Raw genomic sequence first — 24,219 nt, 5'->3', positions numbered from 1 at the left:
CACGCCGTTAAAGCTAGCAATGTTAGTAATAGTCCAAGCTTTTTCATCTTATTGCCCCATCCAATTCACTAAGCGGATGTCAGATCCCACTTCGCCACCATTGTAGTAAGTCTTAGGATCAAGCTTATTCATGTATTCATAAGCTGTTTTGAAGCCGTCATTATAAACTTCCAGTTCTAACCCGCGCTCTACAGCCAGCTTAAAGCTCTCTTTCGCTTTGGTATTGAACGGCTCCGCAAACTTTTCAACGCCTGCCTTATACTGTTTCGTTTCTTCGGCGTTCAATCCTGGAGGAAGTGGCGCATTCACAATAGCTTGAGCCATGTTTTGGTTGGCTTCGCCAAGCACGCTTAACGAGCTAACAATCTCTTCGGCGCTGTCATATTTAATAATGTCAGCAAGTTCACCTGTCAGTTTGGTCAGCAAAGCGATCTTCTTATCCGCAGCGGCCTTTTGTTTATTCGGATCCGCCGGGAAGGTGATGGCTTTCATCTCTTTGAAAGTTTCTTGAGCCTCACCAAATTTCAGTTTCGCAGCCCAGGAAGCTCCGACACCTTTTTTGTTCGGCGCAAAACGCTTCTGAATAGACAGGGTCTTCTGTTTCCACTCGTCGGCCTTTGTTTTGGCGCGCGATCTTTCTGAAAGTTCGCTGACCCAGTAAGCAGCTTCGACCACTTTCTCTTGATCACGTCCGCCGTTTTCTACGTATTCAATGTAACGAGCGATAGCGGCACCATTCTGGCCCGCCTTGCGATGGATTTGAGCCATGCTGAAGACAGCTTCGATGTTGTCTGCGTGCTTCTTATTTAATTTGGTAAACTCTGTATAAGAACGGATCGCCTCATCGGATTTACCTAAAGCTTCATACAGAACAGCCGCATTGAAAATCAAGTTCGGAGCCAAAGGATCTGTTGGATTTTCTTGAGCCGATTGTTTGTAAAGCTTCGCCGCCTCTTCAAACTGAGCGGAATCCTGATACTGTTTCGCCAAAAGACGACGCGCCTTAGGTTTCAATTTCTCTGCGGCCGGGTCTTTGGAGTCAATAACGCCTTGGTATGATTCAATCGCCGGGCCGTTCATTCCCGCGCGCTCAAAGTTAACACCGGCATTGAACAGCGCCGTTGTCGCCAAGTTCGATTTTGGATTTTGTTTAGCAAATGCTTGGTAAACCTGCGCGCTGTCGGCGTACTTCTTTTCAAGCTCTAAATCTTGACCACGTTTGAAGGACGCCTTTTCAAGAACACCGCGAATATCGGATCCTGCTTTAGAAGCCGCAATGGAAGGAACTGCCAGAAGCTCTGCTCCCGTTTTTTCCAAGCCCACATAGTCTTTTTTCAAGTTATAGATGTCCAAAAGAAGATTGGCTGAATATTCGGCATACTTCGTATTCGGATGCTGTTGCACGATTTCACGGAAGTGCTTGGTGGCTTCATCAAAGTGATTGCTTTGATAATAAAGTCTTCCGATACGGAATTTGATCTCAACCGCTTTTTCAGATGTTGGGAATTTCTCGATGTACCACTGGCCCGCCTTAATAAAGCGGTCCACTTTCGGTTCAAGAGGGACCGGATCCAGAGAGTTTCCTACGCGCTTCTGCATCTCTTGATCCGACGGAATACTTCTTTCCACTGACAAGATTAAGTTCTGTGCAGATTTTCCATAAAACTTACTTTGCGGAGCATTGTCGACAACCCACTTGTACTGAACTGAGGCTTCGTCGTACTTTTGCATATCGTAAAGAAGCTCACCATAATAAAAGTGCATATCCCCTGCCGAGGCAGAATCCGGGAATTCACGTAGATAAAGTTGGTAACCTTCATTAGCCAACGACTGTGAATAAGGAGCTCGCGAGTTTTGCGCCGTCTGATGTTGTTGCAAAACGTAGTTACGCAAAGTCGTTTCACGCAGTTTATACGAATTTTCAATCAACTCTTTATTATTCTTATTGGCAGCATACCAAGCCCCAGAAGCGTCGTAGTCTTTAACCCAGCTGTAAAGCTCAGTTTTAAAGCGCGAGGTGTTCTTAGCATAGTAATAGTTTTGAACAATTTGGTACTGGTACTCGAAAGCTTTTGGCGCCGTCGGATTTTGAGAGATTAAGAGTTTAAAGACATCTCTGGAAGCGTCTTTATTCCCACGATCAGAGTACTGGTAAGCCAGCCTTTCCAAATAAGGAAGATATTCATTGCCGACTAAATTTTTAAAGTAAGACGCTGCTTTACCCGGATCGCCACCCTCCGCATAGAAGATCACGATATCGCGAAGAGCTTCGCCTTCAAGACGTGTGCGGTTGACCGTACGACGGCCCGCCAATTGGTCTCCCGTTTCAGCTTTTCCACTTTTGATAATGAACTCTAGATAGTTCATGGCCTGCTGAACTTTACCAATACGGAACAAACACCATGCGCCCTTATAAAGAGCGAAAGTGTGCAAACGGTGTCTCTTCTCTTTGATAAGGTAAGAGTATTCTTTATAAGCCGGAGCCCACTTTTCGTTTTCGAAATAGTATTCCGCTAAAGCGAAGTGAGCTTCACCCACGAATGGCGAGTTAGGATATCCACGAGTTAATTGCTCGTAGTATTGGGCACCTTTTTTAACTTCGCCAAGCTCGAAATAGTTATACCCTAAGAAAAATAAGGCTTGGCTGTTCTTTTCATCACGAGGGAAGTCTCTTTGGAACCACTCATAAAGTTGAACCGCTTTTTTATTATATTCACGCGCATCGGCTGTATCCAAGCGCGGTTTCTTTTTAGTTTTGCCCGCTTGAAAAGCACGTAACTTGGCGTCGTACTCGTCTTGCTTGCGGGAGTCGATCAGGCTTGCTTTTTCAACATAGAGCTCTGCCAGACGCAGCCACAATTCCCCACGGTTCGGGCTGGTTTTGAATTTTTGAGTCAGTTTGTACAACTCTTGAATTTGTTGATCCAAAACGCGCTCGTACTGCGCCTGTTCGCTGCTTGCTCCCGAGGATTCATGTTGCATGATTTCAGAAGAGCGAGGAGGTTTTACAGACTCAAGGTTGTAAGAGCGAACATCTTGTTTGAAGCCCATGTTCGAGGCAGGAAGCGAGGTGTCTGTCTTGGACATTTGCAGACGTCCACCACGGCTGCTTTCGCTTGCTTGCGACAACAGCTCACCCACTGTCTTTTTCTTAACAGTCTTAGTAGTTTTTACTGTCGATCTTTGTGCGAAAGCCATCGGGCTTAAGCACAAAGTGGTAAGAAGACTCGGAATAAGAAGTTGATGCCTGTTGAATTTCATATATTACTCGCAGCTTTGTTTTCCAAGATAGTGGTAGTTTCCAACTTCATCGAGCCAGTACTCACCTTGGAACGGATAGTACTCGTATCCATTTTGGATATAGAACTGACGGTCGATATTTTCGTCGATCTGCTCGATATCTTTTCCAGAAATTTTCTTTTTAATACTTTCTTTGCGTCCCGTGATCATTTCGTAGCGGATAAATCCCGCTTGTTCGTAAAGGTCACGCAATTCCACGCGCATATTTAACAAATGCGCTTTCACCATATCGCCGACCGCGAACTTCGTATTTTTTCCGCGGTTGGCAAGAATCTTCAAAGCGTATTGACCTAACGGAGAGGCACGGAAAGCCGGGTTGGACTCCACGCGCGCTCTTTCCTGATTTAATTTTTCAAGGTAATGCATGGACCGCTTCACATCGCCTTGATCCAAAACATTACGAAGAACGATGTAAGGAAGGCGAAGGTTAGAGCTCTTATCCGTTGTCTTCATGTAATGGGCTTTTTCGATTTCCGCATAGAAGGCACTGGCTTCATTCGTGGATTTCAAGAAATCACCAATTTTCGAACGAACCGGCCCGTAAGTTTTTTCAAACAAACTTAGGACCTTTTCCATTTCGTCATACTTACAGATGTAAAGATAGACGATGGCACGAAGAAGTAAACTCTCCGGCATATAAAAGTCTTCGTAATATGCCGAATGGAGAGTTTGGAAATTACTTAAAGCAGAGCGGAAGCGGGCCGCACGAAGCATCGCCCAGCTTTGCTCAAAAACCGCATCATGCCACATCAATGTGTCACGCGGGACCTGGGCATAAGCTTCAATAGAGGCTTCCCAATCTTGTTTTTGATAGAGCGCGCGCGCCAAACCCATTTGCGCCGCCACTTTATTAGTGTCCGTCACAGGGGCTTTTCTACGAGCATCTAACATTTTATTGAATGTTCCGATCGCCAAGGAAGGTTGATTTTCTTCCAACTCAGCAAGACCCTTGTTATAAAGAGCCTGAAAGTAATAACTACTTCCGAAGCTGACTTTGCCGAAAAGTTCTGCCGCTTGACGGAACTCACGATTACGAAGTCTGATCTCTCCCAAACGATAGTTGATCATATCGCGCAAGTTACTTGGGAAATCATTGAGGTCTACCCGAGAAATCGCGTAGTTCAAAATCGTGTCATCACCCAATGTATCAGCGACGATTGAAAGCTTTTCAATCGCAAGCTTCGAATACTTAGGATGCTTGGTACGAATAACGTCGACAAACTGAAACGCCGCTGTTTGATTCAGCTTCAGCTCCATCAACATCGTTCCCAAGATGTACTTAATTTGCGGACGCTCGGCCGCCAACTCAGAACGACGGCTCAGTGTGAATAAATTGTTCGCCGCAGCCTCATACTGACCGCCTTGGGCCATGCGCAAGGCATTGCTCAATTGGTTCTTCAAAGTCGCTTCACGCGTATTTGAGTTGTATAAAGGCGCTGTTGTACGAGTACGTGGTTTCGTTTTTCTTTGCGCAGAACTTGCCAAAGGAACAACCAAGCTTGAAGCGATCAGGAGTAGTAATAATTTCTTCATCGGTAACTAGCCTCCGGAAAGAACCAACTTACGCCCACAGTGAGGAAGAGGTTGTTAAATGAGTTCGTCGAACCGTCGATGCCGGTCGCGTTAAAGAAGTTCCAACTAAAATCCCAGCGAACGGCGTAAGCTTTGCTCAGCGCAAAAATCTGTCCCGTCGCCAAGTGAATAGTTCCCGCATTCTCTCCAGCCTGAGTGTTCGTTGTTCCATAGCCGGCAGAAACATAAAGATCGAAAGGAACGATTTTTTCGTTGAACCAAGTCATTTTTCCATAAACCGGGATGTACATTACGTCGACACCGAAGTAGGACTTCGGATAAACCAGATTTTCGGTTGAAACGCCTTGAATATCACGCAATTCTTCTGTCGATGTGCGATCAGAGCTCGTCAATCCAAAGTAGTTCAGCTCTACACCCCATGATTCATTCAAGAAATAGCTGGCTTTCGCCACACCACCAAATGTCAGGAAGAACGGATCATTCGTCACCGTCGTTAGACCGCCAAAAAGTTGGAAACGGCCTGTTTTAGGAAGGAATCGTTTTTGAATAACAGAGACTTCCTGGAACGGAGACAGTGATCCTAAACCAGAAAAGTCCGTCAACGTGTTGTCGCGAGGTGAAGTCTCTGAATAGCTAGGTGCAGAGTTTGAAATAGAATTCTGCCTAGGAGCAGATCTGTCGATTTCAAGCTCAATCACATCTAATTCATCACTCTCTGCTGATTGTGCTTGCACAGCTGCTGGCGCAATCAGGGCGAGGAGTAAAAACACTTTCGTCAAATTCTTATTCAACATCTGCTCACTCCTCTTAAAACAAATACGACAAGCCCACATCAAGGTTTGTCGTGAAAGTTACGCGCTCTTCAAAATCAGAATAGTCAGGAACAGGTTCATTCGGTTTTAAACTTCCAGCCAAGAACGGAACTGGAGCCTGATTCGCGTAAAGACGTAAATCAAAACGCAGCGACCAATTTTTAGTGAAGTAGAATTTTTGTCCCAATCCAACGGCCACCGCCGGATAGGTCTTATGCACGTACTTCACGACTCCGGCAGAAGCGGAACCAAAAAGGATCGTATTAATCACAAGGGACTTTGAGAGACTCATTTTTCCATAGAAAGCTTTTAAGTTATAATCCAACATTGCCGTGAGCTCCGGTGATGGAGCCCGATCAAATTTCAGATTAAACTGCTCATCTAATTGTTCGGCATAGCTTGAAAGACCGGCGAAGTTTTTCGCTAACAACAATCCCCAAGCGCTGCTTTCGCTGGTATTATAATAGATTCCCAACCCCAGCTTACTAACGTTTGCAATCGGCTCAGTCATCGCATAACCGTAAAAGATATCGGCTTCGATGCGTTTATCTGTTACGACATTGCGGTTCTTTACACTCACCGGCTTGTCGAACACAGGAAGAACAGACTCTTGCGCCAACTCTTCAGGAGGAAGCTCAATCACTTCCGCAGCAAAAGCCGCCTTATGCAGTAGCAACGCAAGTATAATAATCGCAACGGCTTTGAAACCATTTTTTAGCATGAATACCTACCTAGAGGAAAAGGCCCCATATTTATAGATGTAATCACAAACCTCTCTGACAGCCCCACATCCACCGGGTCTGCCAGTCACGTAATCCGCTATTTCTAAAACTTCTTCGACGGCTTCAGGAACTGTCGCCCCAAAAGCGACGGCTTGCAGAAGAGGAATATCGAAAATATCGTCACCGACATAGGCCATCTCGTCGGGACGAATGCCTGATTCCTTTTGCAGCTGTAAGAAAGAAGGTTCTTTGTCGAGAGCCCCTTCAAAGAGGAAGTGTATTCCCAAAGATTTCACGCGCGCGCGAATGTCTTCGGCTTTACTGCCAGTAATCACGGCAACTTTGTAACCCGCTTCCATGATGCGTTTAATGCCTACACCATCACGAACGGAATAAAAGCGACGCCATTCTTTGCCGTCAAACCACATGCGAGTGTCCGTTAAGACGCCATCCACATCGAGGACCAACATCTTGATATTTTTCAGTTTTGATATTTCTAGTGTCACAGAATCATTGTTGAAAATTATATACAAGGCGGCAAGTGCCCTACCTTGATACAGGACTTAGGGTTGTGACAGAGGCCCGACGTTAGTCCTGCAATTTTTCACTTACAAACCCAAAGACTTCGAATGATCCTGATCTGCGCTCAACCAGGATTGAAGATGAGCAGGCATCGGAGGGGATTGAAGATCTAAATCCAATACTTTTAAAAGATCTTGGGGCGATACCAAACCACCCTTTTTACTTAAAAAACGCGCGCGAATCATTCCAATTGCCATGACTTCACCACGGCTCGTGAACTTGTGTTCCAAATAAAGGTATTTTTCATCCCACGCTATCAATTTTGTGCGCAATTCAAACTTTTGAAACACCTGCAAAGAACGCCGGAATCGAATCATTTCAGAAGCCACCACCGGGTACCAGCCGTTTTCAGAAATCTTTTTGGCTGCACCGGCGCGAATCATGTAATCGACGCGCGCAAGATCTTGCAAAGACAAGTAGACGCCGTTGTTCATATGCATAAGAACGTCAAGATCAGTCGGCCAGACGCGGAAAGGAGTCGCGCATTCATCCATAACACCAACGGATTTACGAAATCTTGAAAACAACAATACGTGCAAAAGACGGAAGATTAAATTCATAGCCCCTACTTTGATTTACTTTCAAGCTGACTAACTCGTTGTTGCAGTCGGAACAGCTGAGTCTCTAGCTCTTTCACTTTCTGTTTCAATTCATTTGTTTCCTTATTATCCGAAGCGGGATTTTCTGCTTGTAAAAGTCCCGCGCCCAACTCGGCTCTTTTTAAGTTGAGCTCCTGTAAAGCCTCAACATCGCTGTCGTCGACCTCACCGTGAACCGCGTACTGATCCTTCAACGCCTTCTGCTGTTCTTGGATCTGACGGCTAAGCTGAGTCATCTGCTGCAAGTTCTTAAATGTATTTGTCACGCGCTTGAAGTTAGGTGGGAATTCTCCAGTGATGACGGAAAAAACGATAACGAACATCACGATGGAAATAAAAAGACTGCGCAGAATGGAACCAGCGATTTTCCCTAGGACCTGAAGCATTTCGAACTCCTGAAATGAATTTGACTCAAGGTCTTAAGAATGGTCAAGTGAGCCATATAAACTCTGGACGAGGTTTTCATGAGAAATTTGTGGCTGCTGCTAGTGGTGCTTCCTTTCCTCCTTTCTTGCACAAAAAAGGATGACTCGACCGTAGCAACTAAATCCATGCCTCCAGAGTTGGTCGTTGGGACCGACGCAGCCTACGCCCCGTTTGAAAGTGAGAACGCCGATAAATCCGTCGAAGGATTTGATATCGACTTGATTCAAGCTGTCGCAGACAAGGCCGGGTTCAAGATTAAAATCATTAATACTCCGTGGGAAGGTCTATTCAACCAATTGGCCTCAGGAGACCGCGACATCCTGATCTCTGCTATCACGATCAACAGCGAAAGAAAAAAGGTCATGGATTTTTCAGAGCCTTATTTTGAAGCGGTGCAATTGATTGCTTTGCCACTGAAATCCAAGGTGACCAAGTTTACCGAGCTACGTGGACTTAAAATCGGTGTGCAAACCGGAACCACGGGTGATGAAGTCGTCAGCGGATTGCTCGGCAAGACGGACCTCAATATTAAGCGCTTTGAAGGCACTCCCTTGGCATTGCAAGAATTAGTGAACGGCGGTGTCGATGCGGTGGTTGCTGATAATGGCGTAGTTAATAACTTTTTAGCGAACAATACAAAAGCTTTTAAAACCGTCGCTGATCCTAGTTTCGCCAAAGAACACTATGGAATTGCAGTGAAGAAGGGCAATACTGAGCTTTTAAATAAAATCAATGCTGCTCTTCAAGCCATCAAAAAGGATGGAACTTACCAAAAGATCTACGATAAATATTTTGGAAAGAAATAGTCCATGTTTGAATGGTTTCGCACGGATATCATCGCAGAGTACATGCCCCTTTTCATTCGGGGTTTGTGGACCACTCTCACCCTAACTGCCATTGGAGTTTTTTTCGGGACCCTTTTAGGTTTAATGTTAGGCTTGGGTAAAATCGCCCGCGCCGAAAGAGGCCCCTGGCGTTGGCCTCTTAAACTTTTCGTAAAAACACCTTCGCAAATTTATATTTCATTTTTTCGCGGCACTCCCCTTTTTGTACAGATACTTCTCATTCATTTCGCTCTGGTTCCCTGGCTTATTCATGCAGAAACAGGGGCTCTTATTTCAGGGGAAGCCGCTCTGTATTTGAAACGCGAATATGGAGCTTTGATTTCAGGATCTTTAGCTTTAAGCCTTAACTCTGCCGCATACATTGCTGAAATTTTCCGCGCAGGAATTCAGTCCATTGACCGTGGACAAACAGAGGCTGCGCGTTCTTTAGGACTTAACTATTATCAAACGATGCGACAAATTATCATTCCTCAGGCATTTCGTCGCATGCTTCCACCGTTAGGAAATGAAGCCATCACGCTTTTAAAGGATTCGTCATTAGTTTCCGCGATTGGTTTAGCCGAACTTGCTTATGCCGCAAGAACTGCGGCAGGAGCTTACGCACGTTATTGGGAACCGTATCTTTTCATTTCTGTGATTTACCTGATTATCACTTTAGGCATGTCATACGTTGTTCACCGCCTTGAAAGAAAGTATCAATCCGTATGATTCAAGTGACACATCTTCAAAAGTATTTCGGTGAACGCCACGTTTTAAAGAACGTCCATTGCGAAATTAAAGACAATGAAGTCGTGTGCATCATCGGGCCTTCCGGCTCTGGTAAAAGCACATTTCTTCGTTGTTTAAACGCTTTAGAGAATGCGCAAGCTGGTAAAATTCTTGTCGATGAGTTTGATGTCACGGATCCCGCGACGGACTTAAATAAACTTCGTGCGCATGCGGGAATGGTTTTTCAACGTTTTAATTTATTTCCGCATATGACAGTTCTGGAAAACATCTGTCTTGCGCCGATGCAGGTAAAAAAGATCTCTTTGACAGAAGCGCAGAAGAACGCGCGCGAACTGCTAAAACGAGTCGGCCTCAGTGAAAAGGAAAATTCCTATCCTCAACAACTTTCTGGCGGACAACAGCAACGCGTGGCCATTGCACGCGCCCTGGCGATGGAGCCACAAGTATTGCTCTTTGACGAACCCACGTCAGCATTAGACCCCGAGATGGTAGGAGAAGTGCTAGATGTCATTAAGTCTTTGGCGCACAGCGGGCGCACTCTGATTATCGTTACTCATGAGATGGGTTTCGCGAAGCAAGTCGCGGATCGAGTTCTATTTATGGATGATGGACAGATCGTCGAAGAAGCTCCTCCCCAAAAGCTTTTCGAAAACCCTCAAAATGAACGCACTAAAGTTTTTCTTAGCAAAATATTGAAGTGAGTTCCTGTTTTTAGTCACATTTAGACCTCATTGATCGCTTCCCTATCTTAAGCTCGATATGTATAGGTATGACCTATATTCCCAAGGCCCCCAAGTGGGACAGCACTTTCGAGTTTCTAAAAAATCCGTACTACTTTATTCAAGAGACTTGTGAAACCTTGAACACGGATATCTTTCAAACTCGTATCGGACTTAGAAAGACTTTCTGTCTTACGGGAGTCGATGCCGCGAAGTTCTTTTACAACGAAGAAAACTTCATCCGAAAGGGAGCTATTCCAGAGCCGCTGCAAGCGACCCTTGTAGGTCAAGGTGGTGTGCAAGGTTTGGACGGCAAGAAGCATCTTTATCGCAAAAAAATGTTTTTGTCCTTTATGACAGCGCCAAGCATTCAAAATTTACTTCAAATCAGTGAACGTCATTGGATGAAGGCCCTGCGTAATTGGCAAGGCCAGAAGACAGTCCTGTTGTTCGAACAATCTCAATTGATTCTCACCATGTCCGCTTGCGAATGGACGGGAGTGCCCCTAAAACAATCTGAGCTCGCAGAAAAAACCGAACTCCTGCGCTCTATGTTCGATGATGCCGGCAGCGTGAGCGCTCGCCACTTTCGTGCACGGGCTCGAAGAAAGCAGGCAGAAAGCTGGATGAGTGCACTTATTGCCGAGGTTCGCGAAGGAAAACTCAAGGTACCAAAAGATTCTGCATTGTATGTCGTCGCAAACTTCAAAGAAGAAGATGGAAATTTATTGCCATTAAAAATCGCCGCCGTGGAGCTTCTGAATTTGCTTCGGCCCACCGTCGCCGTTTCAGTATTTATCTTGTTTGTAGCTCACGCGCTTCACTATTTTCCCGGAAATCGCACCAAAATATCTGAAGATTCTTCTTACGCTGATTTTTTTGTTCAAGAGGTTCGCAGGTTCTACCCGTTCTTTCCTGCTATCGCCGCCATCGCCGCCAAAAATTTGCGCTGGAACAACGTGACGATCCCACAAGGCGCCCGAGTCCTGTTGGACCTTAACGGAATTAACCATGATCCCATCCTGTGGCACAATCCAGAAAGCTTTTATCCCGATAGATTCAAGAAGTGGGATGGCAGTCTTTACAATTTCGTTCCACAAGGAGGCGGCTTTCAAGAAACCAATCACCGCTGCCCCGGCGAATGGATCACTCGGGAATTGATGAAACAAGCTGCCACTATTTTTTCAAAAGAAATTCTTTATCGGGTTCCCGAGCAAGACTTAACCTTGCGACTTTCGCGCATGCCGCCCATACCGAGCAGTCACTTTGTCATTTCAGATGTTCAATACAAACCCAAGACTCAGTCAGATTTACGAGATTTTAGGACGATATAAAGAACTGAGACAAAAACAAAGACTCCGGCTCCCAACACATAGACTTCACGACTGAAAAAGAACAACAAACCGCTAGAGACACATGCCGCGAGTGTCGGTATCAAAGGCCATCTCCCGATGGAAATAGGCACTTTGAATGGACGAGTTCTATGAGGCTCTTTGAATCGAAGGTAAATCAACGCGATATTAATGACCGTGAACGCGATCATTGTAGCAAAAGAAGAAGCACTGGCGACCACTTCAATTCCACCCGCAGGTAAAAGGGCCATAGCTAACCCGAACACCGCTAGCGCCCCCATCCACGGTGTGGCGCGCTTACTTAAAAGTTTGGAGAAAACGCTTGGCAGGTCTCGTTCTCGGGCCATACTAAAAATGATTCGGCTGGTAGAAATCATAGAAATCAAAACTGTATTGGCTGTCGAAAAAAGCGCTATTGCGCCTAAAGTTCTTGGCACCCAGGCCGCTGCATCTCTAGTAAGATCACTCAAAGGAGCATTGCTACGTCCAAGCTCTTCAGGACTTCCCAATGCAAGAGCCGTTAAACTAACGAGCAAGTAAAGTACCGTTGAAACACCAAGACTAATAATAATGCCTTTGGGCAGATCTTTTTCTGGGGTTTTGGATTCTTCGACTAGATTTACAATGTTTTCGAAGCCGAAATAAGCAAAGATGACGAGTGCCGCGCCTGAAATCACTGCACCGTCAAAGCGTACTTCCGAAAGAGCTTCACCGAATTTGGGCGATTGAGTTCCAACCCAAACAAATATCAAAAGACCTAAGATTTCAATGAGCGTGAAAACAACATTCACCCAACTGGATTCTTTGATACCAATAATATTCACCAGAGTGAAGACACCTAGAAGACAAAAGGCCGTCACAAATTGCGGTACTTCGGCAAACTGTTGAATATACCCCGAAAAGGCGATAGCCACCGTCGTCGCTGTGCTGATGCCCGCAAATATCATCATAGATCCGCACAACATCGCTAAGTACGGCCACTGCGGGAAAATATTTTTTACATAAATATATTCGCCCCCAGTTTTTGGAAATGTAGTAGCGAGTTCCGCGTAAGACAGTGCCGTTAACGAGGCACAGAAAGCTGCTAGCAGAAAACTGACCCATAAACCGTTTTCCGCCACACCACCCGCTTTTCCAATGACGGAATAGATACCGGCTCCTAGGATCATGCCGGTGCCATAAAAGGTGAGGTGAAAAAGACTCAAGGATTTCTTCATGTGCACGCCCTAAAGATACTTTAGAATTTGGGATTATCTAGCTGAATCCGTATTCGCATTGCCAGATGCCATTTTGTTGGACCCTTCTCGTCATATCTTGACCGAATTGTCGGGTCGCGCAAAGGTGATTGAATGACATCATATACTTCTTTGATTGAAAAATCGAAACAATGGCTAGCGAGCGACGTGTACCCTTTATGGTCTACAACTGGAGTGGATAAAGCAAACGGCGGCTTTATTGAAAACATCTCTTTTGACGGCACCCCGATGGATATTCCCCGTCGCTCCATGGTTCAAGCCCGTCAAATGTATTCTTTTTTAACGGGCGCGAATCTGGGCGTCTGCAAAAAAGAAGTGGCTCATCCTCTTGTGGAAATGGGCGGTCGCTACCTCATGCAAAATTATTCTGTTCCGTCAGGTGCATTTATTCACTCTATTCATCTTGATGGAACTCCGAAAAGCTCTAATCCAGATCTTTATACCGAAGCCTTCGCTCTTTTTGCGCTGGCTCAAGCCTATATCGTAAAACCTAGTCCCGAGATCAAAGAAAGAGCCAAAGCTTTGGTGAAATACCTAAATCGCGAGCGTGCCGTTCAAGGCGGCGGTTTCACAGAGATGGATGAAAAGGGGACTCTTTCTTATAAATCGAACCCTCACATGCACATGTTTGAATCGGCGATTGCCTGGATGCAGATTGATAAAGATCCAGAGTGGAAAGAGCTGGGCCACAACATCATTACTCTGTGCTTGAATAAGTTCATTGATAAAGAAAGAGGTGTCTTAGGCGAATACTTCGACAAAGACTGGAATCACCTGCGTGAAAATGGTCTTTTCGTTTATGAGCCTGGTCATCAGTACGAGTGGGCATGGTTGATGTCTTTGTATGAAGATCTTACGGGGCAGGATTTAAAATCCATCCGTCACAACTTATTCTTACTTGCTGAAAAATACGGAACATCTCGCACACGAAAAGTAGTGTTCGATGAGATGTGGAGTAACTACACTCCGAAAACTCAGTCTTCTCGTTTCTGGCCTCAATGCGAAAGAATCAAAGCCGCTTGCCGATTGGGAACGGAGGCCAGCGCGGATCAAAAAGAAATTTATGCTCGTGGTGCTGATGAGGCAATGGAAACTCTCTTCAAGTTTTTCCAAACACCTCTTCGTGGAACTTGGTATGATATGCTCTCGGATAAAGATGAATTCAATGGCACGTTTGCCAAAGCAAGCTCCCTTTATCATATCGTAAATGCGATGGAGGAGTATATCAACCTCCGCCCTCGCCTTTGATAATCTAGCGAACTTTCGCTTTCAATAAATCCTGAACATGCAGGATTCCGACCGGCTTCTTAGGAGTGGCGGAATCCTTATCCAGAACAAAAAGCATGTTGATCTGGAATTGCTCCATCACAAACAGTGCTTTTTCTGCAAATTCATTTGCATCGATTGTGCGTGGATTGGTTGTCATAAGATCTTTCGCAGTTCCCGTTAGTGGGTCATCACTTTTTTCCAAGCGACGACGAATTTGACCATCGGTGATTACGCCAACGAGATCGCCTTTGTCATCAACCACACCTGCAGCACCGCGAACATCTTTATGGGTCATTGCTGAAAACACCTGACGAAGTGGTGCTTCAAGGCCAACTGTTGGCAGCGCATCTCCCGAGTGCATCACATCGCTAACACGAGTTAAAAGACGATATCCTAAACTTCCACCAGGATGAAATTCTGCAAAATCCTGAGGGCTGAAGCCTTTTTCCGTCATCACGGCCATCGCCACGGCATCACCCATAGCTAAAGTAGCTGTACTGCTGGCCGTGGGAGCTAAATTCAAAGGACAAGCTTCTTCGGAAACATACACGTTCAAAGTCACTTGCGCCGCTTTCGCCAAAGATGAGGTCGGTTTACCGGTTAAAGCAATCAGCGGAATAGATTTACGAGCCACATACTTGAGGATTCCTGCAAATTCCGGGGACTCCCCACCATAGGAAATCGCAATGACGACGTCTTTGCTTTCAACAATACCCAAATCCCCGTGAGAACTTTCTGCCGGATGCAAAAATACGGCAGGAGTTCCCGTTGAAGAAAATGTGCTGGCAAGTTTGCGTGCAATCTGTCCTGATTTTCCCATGCCCGTCAGGATCAGTTTCCCCTGACAGTCTTTGATCATCTGAACGACTTTTTCAAAATCAACACCAATACGGTCACGCAAACCCAGGATCGCCTGAGCTTCGACTTCCAACACTTTAAGACCTTGCTGAACTACCTTTGACATTGCAAAGACCTTTCTTACTTATTCTTCAAACTCGCTTTTACAAAATGCACGAACAAAGGATGCGGCTCAAGCGGTTTAGACTTAAATTCAGGATGGTACTGCACCCCTACAAACCATGGATGATCTGGAAGCTCGACGATCTCAACAAGATCGCGCTCTTTACAGATTCCTGAAGCGACCATTCCGTTTTTCTCAAAAAGAGCTTTATATTTATTATTAAACTCAAAACGATGGCGATGGCGTTCCATGATATTCGACGCCTTATACACAGAATGCGCGCGAGTTCCCGAAGCCAAATTGCAAGGGAAAGCTCCTAAGCGCATCGTTCCGCCTTTGTTAACGATGCCACGTTGTTCAACCATGGTATCGATCACGAAATTGCCGCTGCGTTTTGTTTCCGCATGAAATTCACGGCTTGTCGCATCTTTAATACCACATACGTTGCGCGCAAATTCAATTGCGGAAAGCTGCATACCGAAACAGATACCGAAGAACGGGATGCGTTTTTCACGGGCGTATTTAATAGCCGTGATCTTACCTTCCACACCACGAGTTCCAAAACCACCGGGAACCAGAATACCGTCCACTTTTCCTAAAAGCTGATTCACTGTTTTGTCAGTCACTTTTTCAGAATCGACATAAATAATTTCAACACGTGAATTATTGGCGATACCACCATGAACCAAAGCTTCATGTAAAGATTTGTAAGATTCTTTTAAATCCACATACTTTCCGACAACACCAATTTTCACCGTGTGAGCTGGATTGCTAAGAACTTTCACTAGATTTTGCCAACCTTTGAGGTTGGGCTTCGACGAAGTAAGACCTAATCTTTCGACGATCAACTCATCCAGCTTTTCACGATGAAGTGCTAAAGGAACTTCATAAATAAAGCGACTGTCCTGAGCGGCGATCACGTTTTCTGCCTTCACTGAACAGAAAAGTCCTATTTTACTTTTTAGATTTTCATCAATCACTTTTTCACTACGACAAACCAAGAAATCCGGTTGTAAACCAATTTCACGCAGCTCTTTCACCGAGTGCTGCGTGGGTTTTGATTTCAATTCTCCCGCCGCGGCGATATAGGGCACATAAGTGACGTGCACCAGAACAGAGTTTTCTTGACCTACATCCAAACGCATCTGACGGATGGCTTCTAAAAACGGCTGACCTTCGATATCCCCGACGGTTCCACCGATTTCAACCAGAATAATCTCGCTTCCCTGAGCAGCTTCGTAAATACGTGCTTTGATTTCTTCCGTGATATGCGGAATCACCTGCACTGTTCCACCCAAGTAATCTCCGCGACGCTCGCGCGCTAAAACCGTGTCATAGATTTGTCCTGTAGAAACAGAGTTCGCTCTGTTCATAACGGCTGAAGTGAAGCGCTCGTAGTGGCCTAAATCAAGATCTGTCTCGGCACCGTCTTCAGTCACATAGACTTCACCGTGCTGAAAAGGAGACATCGTTCCAGGATCCACATTCAGATATGGATCGAATTTCATAATTGTTACACGGTGGCCACGGGCCTCCAGCAAAGAGCCTAAGCTTGCTGCCGTTAGACCTTTACCAATCGAGGAAACAACGCCCCCGGTGACAAAGATGAATTTTTGTTTCAAAGCTTTCTTCGTCGACTTCGCGGTCGACACCTTCGTGGTTTTCTTTTTCGCCATTTTGTCTCCTGACGATTATAACATTTTTTCGAGTCGCGCTAAATCTTCGGGAGTATCCACCCCGACGAGAGCTTCCTTGACTCGAATGACTTTGATTTTAGCACCTAAATACAACGCTCTTAACTGCTCCAGGCTTTCGGCATTTTCAATGAAAGCGGGAGGAGCCGCACAGAACGTTTTTAAAAACTTTTTTGTATAAGCATACATACCAATATGCTTCATGCAGCCTTCATGCGATCCCATCTCTTTCGCCGATTTACGAGAGTACGGCATGGCATAACGGCTGAAATAAAGAGCCTCATCGTTTTTATTCAAAACGACTTTCACCGAATTCATCGACTGAAGTTCTTCTTCGCTGATAGGATGAGCGAGTGTGGCCATGTCCAGGTTTTTATCCTCAAGAAAAACTTGGGCGAGCTTATCGATAAGCTCGCCCGTCACTTGAGGCTCATCACCTTGAATATTAACAACGATATCACAGTCGATGTTTTGAACGGCAGCGTTGATACGATCACTTCCCGTGGGAAGCTCACTGGCGGTCATAACGACTTTTGCTCCTGCCGCTTCGGCCGCCGCCTTAATGCCCTCGTGATCGGTAGCAACTATCAGCTCACTGATAAGCTTGGACTTGCGGGCGCCTTCAATCGTCCACTGGATCAGGGGGCGACCCTTTAACAACTCCAGTGGTTTTCCTGGGAAGCGAGTCGAACCGTACCGAGCGGGAATGACGCCCACAATTTTCATGGTTTCACCCAATTTTCGTACATATATTCTTCGATCTCATCTTGTCCCTCTTTTTTCAAAGAAGACACGGCGAAGACCGCGCTTAAGCCCGACATTTTTTTAACTTTAGCCACGGCTTGATTCATATGATTGCGAGTCATCTTATCCGCCTTAGTCAAGGCCACTGCCATAGGGAATCCGCGACGATCCGAAAACTTCTTTAAAAGCTCTTCATCGGCTGTCCACTCACGGCGAATATCCATGACCAACAGAAGGCCGACTAGGTTTTCACGAGTCATGAGATAAGTTTCGATCATCGCATTCCACTCTTCAATTTCATCAACAGAACGCGCAGCAAATCCATAACCAGGCATATCCGTTAGGACGTATGAATCTTCCATGTTAAAGAAGTTCAAAAGACGCGTTTTGCCTGGAGTCGAACTGACCTTCGCAACTTTTCCTTTTGCCAGCGCGTTGATGAAAGAAGACTTTCCGGCGTTGGAGCGACCGGCGATGGCAACTTCAGCTAAATTGTGGAGAGGGTAATCTTTTGCCAGAACGGCACTTTTAATGAATTCGATCGTTTTCGGCATAGCTAAGGCTATCAGAGCTCGGGCCTTTTCTCAATTCTCAGAAAGGGGTCCCCGCACCAATAATCTGGTGAGTCGAAAGCCGTGTAACCCCGTTTATTTCGTTCTGAGGCCGGCGAAACTCTTGAAATAAGCCCCTGCCATAACAGGAGGCACTCATGCACCAACCTTTCTTAAAAGTACTCGATGAAAACTCAAAAAACCTTTCCCTTGGGGAATTCATGACCTTGGGGAGAGACCCTCAATGTCAGATCCAGCTGACAGCGGAACAGATCTCGGATCGCCATGCGCGTATCGAGAAAAAAGATTCTCATTATATCATTCGCGACCTTCGCTCTGCCGTCGGTACTTACGTGAACGATGCCCGCGTTGTCGAAGCGGTCCTTCAAGATGGCGACATCATTCGCCTTGGCACTTTAGAACTCATTTACAGAGAAAAAGAAGAGACGCAAACGGTGTTTCCCCTTTCAAGCCGCAATGAAGTTTGGAATGACGAGCTTAAAACCTTAGGCAACGTCGCCAAAACCGAATTCCCAGTTTTAGTTTTAGGTCCTTCGGGCACAGGTAAGGACGTCATCGCCCAAGCTTTGCACGACACCAGCGATCGTCACCGCGGACCTTTCGTCAGCGTCAACTGTAGCGCCTTAAGCGAAACCCTGATTGAAAGTGAACTCTTTGGGCACGTTAAAGGATCATTCACTGGTGCCATCAACGACCGCAAGGGAGCTTTTGAAGCTGCCCGCGCAGGAACGCTTTTCTTAGACGAGATCGGAGATCTTTCTTACAGCTTGCAGGCAAAGCTCTTACGCGCTTTAGAAAACAACGAAATTCGCCCCGTAGGCGCCGACCGCAATATCAAAACTGACGTGCGAATCATTGCGGCGACTCACCAAAATTTGAGTGAAAAAATTCGCGAAGGCGCCTTCCGCTCGGACTTGTACTTCCGTTTGAATGTTATCGCGGTCAATCCTCCGGCCTTGCAATTCCGCATGGAGGATTTTGAAGAACTTCTTTATAACTTCGCCCGCAAAATGCGCGTGCGTTTTTCTTTTGGCGCCATTGCCAGATTAAAAAAACACTCTTGGCCAGGAAATATTCGTGAACTTAAAAACCTGGTGAGTCGTGCCGCTGCTCTTTATCCGCGTGAGCACATCACGGAAAACCATATTGAAAAACTTTTGGATCGCACATTGTTAGAACCGACAGAAAAAGTCGCCAATGACATCCCGGTGATTAAAGAGATCGAAAAACAGATGATCATTAAAAGATTAACGGCCAATCGAGGAAATCAGCGCCGCACAGCTCAGGATTTGGGAATGCCTAAGAGCACTTTGCATGATCGCTTAAAGTACTACAACATCGATATTTCAAATTTTAAGGCTTTATAATCGCGGTCTTAATGAAGATACGGCGTACGTATCCTTTAGTCAGAATCTTATTCACTTCTTTGCGCAGTCTTTCGCAAAGAAGTTGTTTTCCCTCCCCTGAGGAGGCCTGATCGAATGTCGTTTCTTCGATCGTTCTCAGGAATAAATCTTCCACTTCAGGTTCACGGTCTTTGATTTCGACAACGACTTCCGAGGCCGTGCCTTCCACGTAAAACTCAAAAGCTCCCATCGGGTTCGGTCCGGACTCAACGGAGCGTTTGAGATTCACCACCATCTTTTTCATCAATAGTATATTTTGAGTCGTCCGCGTAGAATCATAGAAAGATTCCATCTCAGCTTTCGGATCGTATTGGTATTTTGCTTGTGACCAATCCGCGAAGGAACCAATAAAGAGTTCTTGGTCATGAGGAACCAGCCCCTTCGTGGCTGTTCGGTAAATCAGATAACCCGATGCTCCCGTCAATAAAATCAAACCTACGAAGGCCAACTTCTTTACTAAACTGAATGATTTAAAAGCGGTCAGCCCGGTGCCGATTCCCGCTTTCATGGACGCCGCTAACTTCTTTAATCCGGCAAGTGTATTTGGTCCGGCATTTCGTAAGTTCTGAATCGCTTGTTCTTTCCACTTAATCCAACTTAAGCGAAGAATCGTGCGCTTCATTTTTATTTTATAAGAAATTTTCGGAAGGAACGGCAGAAGCTTGTAAAGTTTCTGACGAAGTCCTGTGGATCGCTGCCACAGTTTAATTTCTTCTTCTAGAGTGTATTCAAGCTCAACACCTTCTTCATAGATGGTGTTTGAAGGATCATCCGGGCCGATATCGACAAGGCCTTTTGCGAATTCGGGATCTTCATTCGCGATAATTTCATCTAACGACTCTAAAGATAGGACGTCCTCGGCTTCACCTTCAGGCGTGCCGTCCTTTTTTTCGTCCTCTACTTTGGTCGTGCTTTCATTATCTACCAAGCCCTACTCCCAAGACGATTGTAAGAAAAGAACCAAATACGTCGCAAGAACAATTTATAAACAGAAGGTCATCGGCTAGCATAAAGTTCTAGGAGACCCTCAATGAAGTCTGTTTTGCTTCTGATTCCCGTTGTTTTACTTTCAGGATGCGCGAATTTCCAAAGATCTACCGGCAGTGGCTATGGTGATTCCACCACTCAATACTCTGACAGCCGCTCTGATAATTCCAACTATCTTGACCGCGACACAAGAAAAACCGCCTACGAAATGGGCAAAGACCCCACTTCACTAACTTCACGAGACATCGAAGACATCCGCAATCGTCAAAAAGTACGTGAGTTGGAACGCTCCCTCGGATCAAAAAAGGAGCGCGAACAGTATTCAAAAATTCTTCCCTGGTTGAAAAACGACGAAGAAAAAATCCAATTTCTTTCCATTCCCTCTATTGAAGGCCGTCAACAATGGATCAACCGCAACGAAATCTGGAGCCGCAGCCAAGCGCCACAACAAGAGATGCGGGATCTCGTTGAAACTCAAGACATCGCCGTAGGAATGCCACAAGAATATGTACGCCGATCCTGGGGCGAACCCCTAGCAGTCGAAGTCTCAGGAAATCCGATTTATAAAAATGAACGCTGGAAATACCAAAGACATGTGTCGACTTCTTCCGGCTTCAGACAGGAAACGCGATTCGTCTACTTCGAAGGCGGACGTGTTGTTGGGTGGGAGACGGAGTAGATTGCTTCCTTGGTAAGGGCTTTTAGCTAAGCTTCCCTTTCGCTCGGACAGTCCTCGCTCTTTTTGTTCCTTCTTGGCTACCGCTGTTGCTGATTGCTTCGCTGCGGAACTCGCTGCAGGGAAGCTTAGCTAAAAGCCCTTACCAAGGACGAAGTCTCTCGTCGCCACGCCAGTCGCGGTGGCCGGCTGCCGCGTTAGCTGAGCGATCACGATGTTCTTCTTAAGTTTAAAAATCTGAATTGATCGAAGTCATTATTTTCGAACAACCGCTTACTAACTTTAACCCACCGAACACTAGCGCTGATCAAAAAGGTTCGAGCGCAAGGCGGAGGGTTTTGGCTGCAGCGGAGGCGTACTCCTAGTACGTCGGAGCGGAAGACAAGGCCCTCCAACGCAGTCGATCGGGCCTTTTTCATCAGCGCGGGTCAGTGGGCTTCGTCCCAGTTGTTTCCTATTGCATAATTCACTTTTAGTGGAACCTTCAGCTGCGCCACATTCTCCATTATTTTCACAAGCTCTGGAGAATACTTGTGGAGGTCTTCTTCTGTCGCTTCAAAGATCAATTCGTCATGCACTTGCAATAACATTCTTACTGGCACTTTTTCAAAGACCTCAATCATTGCTTTCTTTACTAGGTCACTCGCCGTTCCTTGAATAGGTGCATTGATGGCGGCGCGCTCTCCGAATTTTTTTAGAGCCATGTTTTTTGATTTCAGCTCTTCGATATAACGGCGACGACCGAACAAGGTTTCTACGTAACCTTGTTCATGGGCTTTCTTCACCGTGCCTTCGATGTACTCGCGAACGTTTTTAAATCTTGTAAAGTAGCGTTCGATAATATCTTTAGCTTCAGTTCTTGAGATGCCCAAGTTTTCAGCCAAGCCGAACGCTCCTTGTCCGTAGGCGATTCCGAAGTTGACGGCCTTTGCAGATCTTCTTAAGTCGGACGTAACTTGATCCAAAGGCACGTTGTAAATTTCGGCTGCGGTCGCCGCGTGAATATCTAAATCTTCAGCGAAGGCTTTGCACAAATTCGGATCTTCCGAAATGTGGGCCAAAATTCGAAGTTCAATTTGTGAATAGTCCACCGACAACAGCTTCATTCTTGGGGCGGCAATAAATGCCTTACGCACCTGCTGGCCGCGTGCCGTTTTGATCGGAATGTTCTGTAAGTTCGGTTGTGTGCTTGAAAGACGGCCCGTTGTCGTCAACGCCTGATTAAAGCTGGTGTGTACGCGATCGTCTTTAGCATCAATCATTGTTGGCAGCGCATCCACGTATGTGGATTTCAACTTAGAAAGCTCACGCCATTGCAAAATCAGCTTGGCAATCGGATGATCTAATCCAGACAGAACTTCTTCGTCTGTGGAATAACCTGTCTTCGTCTTTTTAGCAGCTGGAAGTCCCATTTTTTCAAAAAGGATGACGCCCAATTGCTTCGGACTTCCGACATTGAAGCTTTCACCGGCTTCTTTGAAAATACCTTGTTCAAGAGTCGCGATTTCCCCTTCAAGCTCTGCACTTTGCTTCGCCAAAAGATCTTTATCGATACGCACACCCCATCTTTCCATTGAAAGAAGAACGCGCACTAAAGGAAGCTCGAGTTCCTGATAAACTTTTTCACTCGCCAGTTTTTTCAGTTCATGCTGCAAAGTTGCGGCAAAATTGCGATGGGCATTGTACAAAGCCGAAGGCGAAACAAGCTCTGGAATAGTCTCCAACATGTAACGAGTATAAATCTTGTTGAAGTCAGACGTGTCTCCAGCTTTTAAAACATACGCGGCTAACTGAGAATCCCAAGCGGCCATTGGAGACTTGGCTCCAATTTTATACCAGAAGGCCTTAAGGTCAAAGCCGCTCCAGCGAATATTGAAAGTGTCCGAAAGTTTTCCGAGATATTCAAAGTCAGAAACCTCTAAAACTTCAGAGTCGGTGCCTATGAAAACTCCGCGCGTGTCGCTGAAGCCCCATAGAGTTTGATTTTCCGCAAGCATTTCCGCCAAGTCGCGAGTCGTGACCGTGCGCTCTTGGAAATGCTTATCATCTTTCGTGATAACTAATGTCGGCTGAATTTCTCCTTCACTCACGGCTTCACTTGGAACAGAGACTTTTGGCGTTGAAGAAGGAACTTCCGTTGTTGAACCAAACAGATTTTTTTCGAACGTCTTAAAGTTCAACTCTTGCAAAAGAGCTTTTAACTCTTCAGTCTTAAAAGGCTGAAGCTTATAGGCATTGTAATCTTCCGGCACCTTACAGTCCGTAGAAATAGTTACGAGCTTTTTTGACAAGAATGCATTTTCTTTAGAAGCCAGAAGCTTTTCACGGACGCTCTTGCTTTCAACTTTGTCGATATTTTCGTAAATGCCCTCTAAAGTTTTAAACTGCTCAAGAAGTTTGATTGCGCCTTTTTCACCAACGCCTTTCACGCCGGGAACGTTGTCCGAGGCATCGCCGACAATGGCTAAGTAATCGATGAATTGCGCCGGACTGACTCCCCACTTTTCAAAAACGCCTTTGGCGTCGTAGCGGATGTCTTTCATTGTGTCGTAGAGCCACACATGCTCTTGCACCAATTGTCCGAAGTCTTTATCGCCACTGACGATGAAAACTTCCATATTGTGATGACGGCCCCATTTTACTAACGAGCCGATGATGTCATCCGCTTCATAGCCTTGCATATCGAATGCGGGAATTCCCAAAAGTTCAGCGAACTTTTTGATGTAAGGAACTTGTTTTTGAAGATCTTCAGGCATTTCCGTACGGTGCGCCTTATAGTCAGCGTACATATCTTTGCGGAAGGATGGCTCTTTGCGGTCATAGCAGAAAACCAAGTATTCGGGTTTTTCTTCTTTTAGAAGTTTGATGAGCATGGATAAAAATCCATACACGGCGTTTACGGGAACGCCCGACGGCGACGTCAACTGGCGGATCGCGAAGAACGCGCGGAAAAACATGGCACTGACGTCGATGAGATAAAGCTTTTTCATAAGATCTCCCAGAGAAGGCCTATTTTTACACTGGGAGATTCTTAA

The 24,219-nt window shown here is 45.7% G+C and carries 21 protein-coding genes; 7 read left to right on the top strand and 14 right to left on the bottom strand.

Annotation, left to right across the window (positions count from 1 at the left end; genetic code table 11):
• Positions 1 to 48 precede the first annotated feature (48 nt).
• From AZI87_RS10550 to AZI87_RS10520, 7 genes are all read right to left on the bottom strand, one after another.
• Entirely contained in the window at positions 49 to 3,261 is a 3,213-nt protein-coding gene (locus tag AZI87_RS10550) for a tetratricopeptide repeat protein (RefSeq protein ID WP_063206489.1), read from the bottom strand.
• 3 nt (positions 3,262 to 3,264) lie between these two features.
• Positions 3,265 to 4,833 carry a tetratricopeptide repeat protein gene (locus AZI87_RS10545; protein WP_063206488.1) on the bottom strand — a complete coding sequence of 523 codons (1,569 nt, stop codon included), beginning with the start codon at positions 4,831 to 4,833 and terminating at the stop codon, positions 3,265 to 3,267.
• On the bottom strand, positions 4,830 to 5,627 hold the full coding sequence (locus AZI87_RS10540) for an outer membrane beta-barrel domain-containing protein (RefSeq protein ID WP_063206487.1): 798 nt from the start codon (positions 5,625 to 5,627) through the stop codon (positions 4,830 to 4,832). The genes AZI87_RS10545 and AZI87_RS10540 overlap by 4 nt, the downstream gene beginning before the upstream one ends.
• Positions 5,628 to 5,640: 13 nt before the next feature.
• Complete coding sequence (locus AZI87_RS10535) at positions 5,641 to 6,366, bottom strand: outer membrane beta-barrel domain-containing protein (protein WP_063206486.1); 726 nt, start codon at positions 6,364 to 6,366, stop codon at positions 5,641 to 5,643.
• 6 nt (positions 6,367 to 6,372) lie between these two features.
• Positions 6,373 to 6,873, bottom strand: a complete 501-nt coding sequence (locus AZI87_RS10530) for a KdsC family phosphatase (protein WP_063206668.1) — start codon at positions 6,871 to 6,873, stop codon at positions 6,373 to 6,375.
• 102 nt (positions 6,874 to 6,975) lie between these two features.
• Entirely contained in the window at positions 6,976 to 7,509 is a 534-nt protein-coding gene (locus AZI87_RS10525; protein WP_063206485.1) for a thioesterase family protein, read from the bottom strand.
• Positions 7,510 to 7,514: 5 nt separating this feature from the next.
• Positions 7,515 to 7,934 (bottom strand): hypothetical protein, encoded by a 420-nt coding sequence (locus AZI87_RS10520; RefSeq protein ID WP_063206484.1) that lies wholly within the window; start codon positions 7,932 to 7,934, stop codon positions 7,515 to 7,517.
• 78 nt (positions 7,935 to 8,012) lie between these two features.
• Between AZI87_RS10520 and AZI87_RS18130 the strand changes: the two genes are divergently transcribed.
• From AZI87_RS18130 to AZI87_RS10500, 4 genes are all read left to right on the top strand, one after another.
• Positions 8,013 to 8,780 carry a basic amino acid ABC transporter substrate-binding protein gene (locus tag AZI87_RS18130; RefSeq protein WP_063206483.1) on the top strand — a complete coding sequence of 256 codons (768 nt, stop codon included), beginning with the start codon at positions 8,013 to 8,015 and terminating at the stop codon, positions 8,778 to 8,780.
• A 3-nt stretch (positions 8,781 to 8,783) separates the two neighbouring features.
• Positions 8,784 to 9,527, top strand: a complete 744-nt coding sequence (locus AZI87_RS18125) for an amino acid ABC transporter permease (protein WP_063206482.1) — start codon at positions 8,784 to 8,786, stop codon at positions 9,525 to 9,527.
• Positions 9,524 to 10,249 (top strand): amino acid ABC transporter ATP-binding protein, encoded by a 726-nt coding sequence (locus AZI87_RS10505; protein ID WP_063206481.1) that lies wholly within the window; start codon positions 9,524 to 9,526, stop codon positions 10,247 to 10,249. Before AZI87_RS18125 ends, AZI87_RS10505 begins: the two co-directional genes overlap by 4 nt.
• 68 nt (positions 10,250 to 10,317) lie before the next feature.
• Positions 10,318 to 11,601: a cytochrome P450 gene (locus AZI87_RS10500; protein ID WP_063206480.1), complete on the top strand. Its 1,284-nt coding sequence runs from the start codon at positions 10,318 to 10,320 to the stop codon at positions 11,599 to 11,601.
• Here AZI87_RS10500 and AZI87_RS10495 read toward each other — a convergent pair.
• The gene (locus tag AZI87_RS10495; protein ID WP_063206479.1) at positions 11,568 to 12,836 is read right to left on the bottom strand and encodes an APC family permease; all 1,269 of its coding nucleotides are present in this window, start codon (positions 12,834 to 12,836) and stop codon (positions 11,568 to 11,570) included. The genes AZI87_RS10500 and AZI87_RS10495 overlap by 34 nt on opposite strands.
• 132 nt (positions 12,837 to 12,968) lie before the next feature.
• On the opposite strand from AZI87_RS10495, the gene AZI87_RS10490 reads away from it, so the two are divergent.
• Positions 12,969 to 14,123: an AGE family epimerase/isomerase gene (locus tag AZI87_RS10490; protein WP_253696664.1), complete on the top strand. Its 1,155-nt coding sequence runs from the start codon at positions 12,969 to 12,971 to the stop codon at positions 14,121 to 14,123.
• 4 nt (positions 14,124 to 14,127) lie between these two features.
• On the opposite strand, the gene AZI87_RS10485 is transcribed toward AZI87_RS10490, so the two are convergent.
• Genes AZI87_RS10485 through yihA form a run of 4 tightly spaced genes read right to left on the bottom strand, consistent with a single transcriptional unit; the run spans position 14,128 to position 18,097 of the window.
• Positions 14,128 to 15,108, bottom strand: a complete 981-nt coding sequence (locus AZI87_RS10485; protein WP_063206478.1) for a KpsF/GutQ family sugar-phosphate isomerase — start codon at positions 15,106 to 15,108, stop codon at positions 14,128 to 14,130.
• 14 nt (positions 15,109 to 15,122) lie between these two features.
• Positions 15,123 to 16,781: a CTP synthase gene (locus AZI87_RS10480; RefSeq protein WP_253696662.1), complete on the bottom strand. Its 1,659-nt coding sequence runs from the start codon at positions 16,779 to 16,781 to the stop codon at positions 15,123 to 15,125.
• Between the two features lie 15 nt (positions 16,782 to 16,796).
• Positions 16,797 to 17,525 carry a 3-deoxy-manno-octulosonate cytidylyltransferase gene (kdsB, locus tag AZI87_RS10475; protein ID WP_063206477.1) on the bottom strand — a complete coding sequence of 243 codons (729 nt, stop codon included), beginning with the start codon at positions 17,523 to 17,525 and terminating at the stop codon, positions 16,797 to 16,799.
• The gene (gene yihA / locus AZI87_RS10470; protein WP_063206476.1) at positions 17,522 to 18,097 is read right to left on the bottom strand and encodes a ribosome biogenesis GTP-binding protein YihA/YsxC; all 576 of its coding nucleotides are present in this window, start codon (positions 18,095 to 18,097) and stop codon (positions 17,522 to 17,524) included. Before yihA ends, kdsB begins: the two co-directional genes overlap by 4 nt.
• A 155-nt stretch (positions 18,098 to 18,252) precedes the next feature.
• Here yihA and AZI87_RS10465 point away from each other — a divergent pair, with 155 nt between their 5' ends.
• A complete protein-coding gene (locus AZI87_RS10465) occupies positions 18,253 to 19,482 on the top strand; it encodes a sigma-54 interaction domain-containing protein (RefSeq protein WP_063206475.1) in 1,230 nt (409 codons plus the stop codon).
• Here AZI87_RS10465 and AZI87_RS10460 read toward each other — a convergent pair.
• Positions 19,469 to 20,449, bottom strand: a complete 981-nt coding sequence (locus AZI87_RS10460) for a flagellar basal body-associated FliL family protein (protein ID WP_063206474.1) — start codon at positions 20,447 to 20,449, stop codon at positions 19,469 to 19,471. The genes AZI87_RS10465 and AZI87_RS10460 overlap by 14 nt on opposite strands.
• 102 nt (positions 20,450 to 20,551) lie before the next feature.
• Here AZI87_RS10460 and AZI87_RS10455 point away from each other — a divergent pair, with 102 nt between their 5' ends.
• Complete coding sequence (locus AZI87_RS10455; RefSeq protein WP_063206473.1) at positions 20,552 to 21,187, top strand: hypothetical protein; 636 nt, start codon at positions 20,552 to 20,554, stop codon at positions 21,185 to 21,187.
• A 425-nt stretch (positions 21,188 to 21,612) separates the two neighbouring features.
• On the opposite strand, the gene polA is transcribed toward AZI87_RS10455, so the two are convergent.
• On the bottom strand, positions 21,613 to 24,174 hold the full coding sequence (gene polA, locus AZI87_RS10450) for a DNA polymerase I (RefSeq protein WP_063206472.1): 2,562 nt from the start codon (positions 24,172 to 24,174) through the stop codon (positions 21,613 to 21,615).
• Positions 24,175 to 24,219: the final 45 nt, after the last annotated feature.

The organism is Bdellovibrio bacteriovorus (genome assembly GCF_001592745.1).
GTDB classification, from domain to species: domain Bacteria; phylum Bdellovibrionota; class Bdellovibrionia; order Bdellovibrionales; family Bdellovibrionaceae; genus Bdellovibrio; species Bdellovibrio bacteriovorus_B.
The sequence above is the reverse complement of the archived record's forward strand: the minus strand, read 5'-3'. Positions and strand labels throughout refer to the sequence as shown.

Excerpts from the sequence above, each read along its gene's own strand:
- AZI87_RS10455 (WP_063206473.1), top strand. The coding sequence starts at position 20,552 with ATGAAGTCTGTTTTGCTTCTGATTCCCGTTGTTTTACTTTCAGGATGC.
- AZI87_RS10545 (WP_063206488.1), bottom strand. The coding sequence starts at position 4,833 with ATGAAGAAATTATTACTACTCCTGATCGCTTCAAGCTTGGTTGTTCCT.
- AZI87_RS10540 (WP_063206487.1), bottom strand. The coding sequence starts at position 5,627 with ATGTTGAATAAGAATTTGACGAAAGTGTTTTTACTCCTCGCCCTGATT.
- AZI87_RS18130 (WP_063206483.1), top strand. The coding sequence starts at position 8,013 with ATGAGAAATTTGTGGCTGCTGCTAGTGGTGCTTCCTTTCCTCCTTTCT.
- AZI87_RS10490 (WP_253696664.1), top strand. The coding sequence starts at position 12,969 with ATGACATCATATACTTCTTTGATTGAAAAATCGAAACAATGGCTAGCG.
- AZI87_RS10505 (WP_063206481.1), top strand. The coding sequence starts at position 9,524 with ATGATTCAAGTGACACATCTTCAAAAGTATTTCGGTGAACGCCACGTT.
- AZI87_RS10550 (WP_063206489.1), bottom strand. The coding sequence starts at position 3,261 with ATGAAATTCAACAGGCATCAACTTCTTATTCCGAGTCTTCTTACCACT.
- AZI87_RS10535 (WP_063206486.1), bottom strand. The coding sequence starts at position 6,366 with ATGCTAAAAAATGGTTTCAAAGCCGTTGCGATTATTATACTTGCGTTG.
- AZI87_RS18125 (WP_063206482.1), top strand. The coding sequence starts at position 8,784 with ATGTTTGAATGGTTTCGCACGGATATCATCGCAGAGTACATGCCCCTT.
- kdsB (WP_063206477.1), bottom strand. The coding sequence starts at position 17,525 with ATGAAAATTGTGGGCGTCATTCCCGCTCGGTACGGTTCGACTCGCTTC.
- AZI87_RS10480 (WP_253696662.1), bottom strand. The coding sequence starts at position 16,781 with ATGGCGAAAAAGAAAACCACGAAGGTGTCGACCGCGAAGTCGACGAAG.
- AZI87_RS10485 (WP_063206478.1), bottom strand. The coding sequence starts at position 15,108 with ATGTCAAAGGTAGTTCAGCAAGGTCTTAAAGTGTTGGAAGTCGAAGCT.
- AZI87_RS10495 (WP_063206479.1), bottom strand. The coding sequence starts at position 12,836 with ATGAAGAAATCCTTGAGTCTTTTTCACCTCACCTTTTATGGCACCGGC.
- polA (WP_063206472.1), bottom strand. The coding sequence starts at position 24,174 with ATGAAAAAGCTTTATCTCATCGACGTCAGTGCCATGTTTTTCCGCGCG.
- yihA (WP_063206476.1), bottom strand. The coding sequence starts at position 18,097 with ATGCCGAAAACGATCGAATTCATTAAAAGTGCCGTTCTGGCAAAAGAT.
- AZI87_RS10525 (WP_063206485.1), bottom strand. The coding sequence starts at position 7,509 with ATGAATTTAATCTTCCGTCTTTTGCACGTATTGTTGTTTTCAAGATTT.
- AZI87_RS10500 (WP_063206480.1), top strand. The coding sequence starts at position 10,318 with ATGACCTATATTCCCAAGGCCCCCAAGTGGGACAGCACTTTCGAGTTT.
- AZI87_RS10465 (WP_063206475.1), top strand. The coding sequence starts at position 18,253 with ATGCACCAACCTTTCTTAAAAGTACTCGATGAAAACTCAAAAAACCTT.
- AZI87_RS10520 (WP_063206484.1), bottom strand. The coding sequence starts at position 7,934 with ATGCTTCAGGTCCTAGGGAAAATCGCTGGTTCCATTCTGCGCAGTCTT.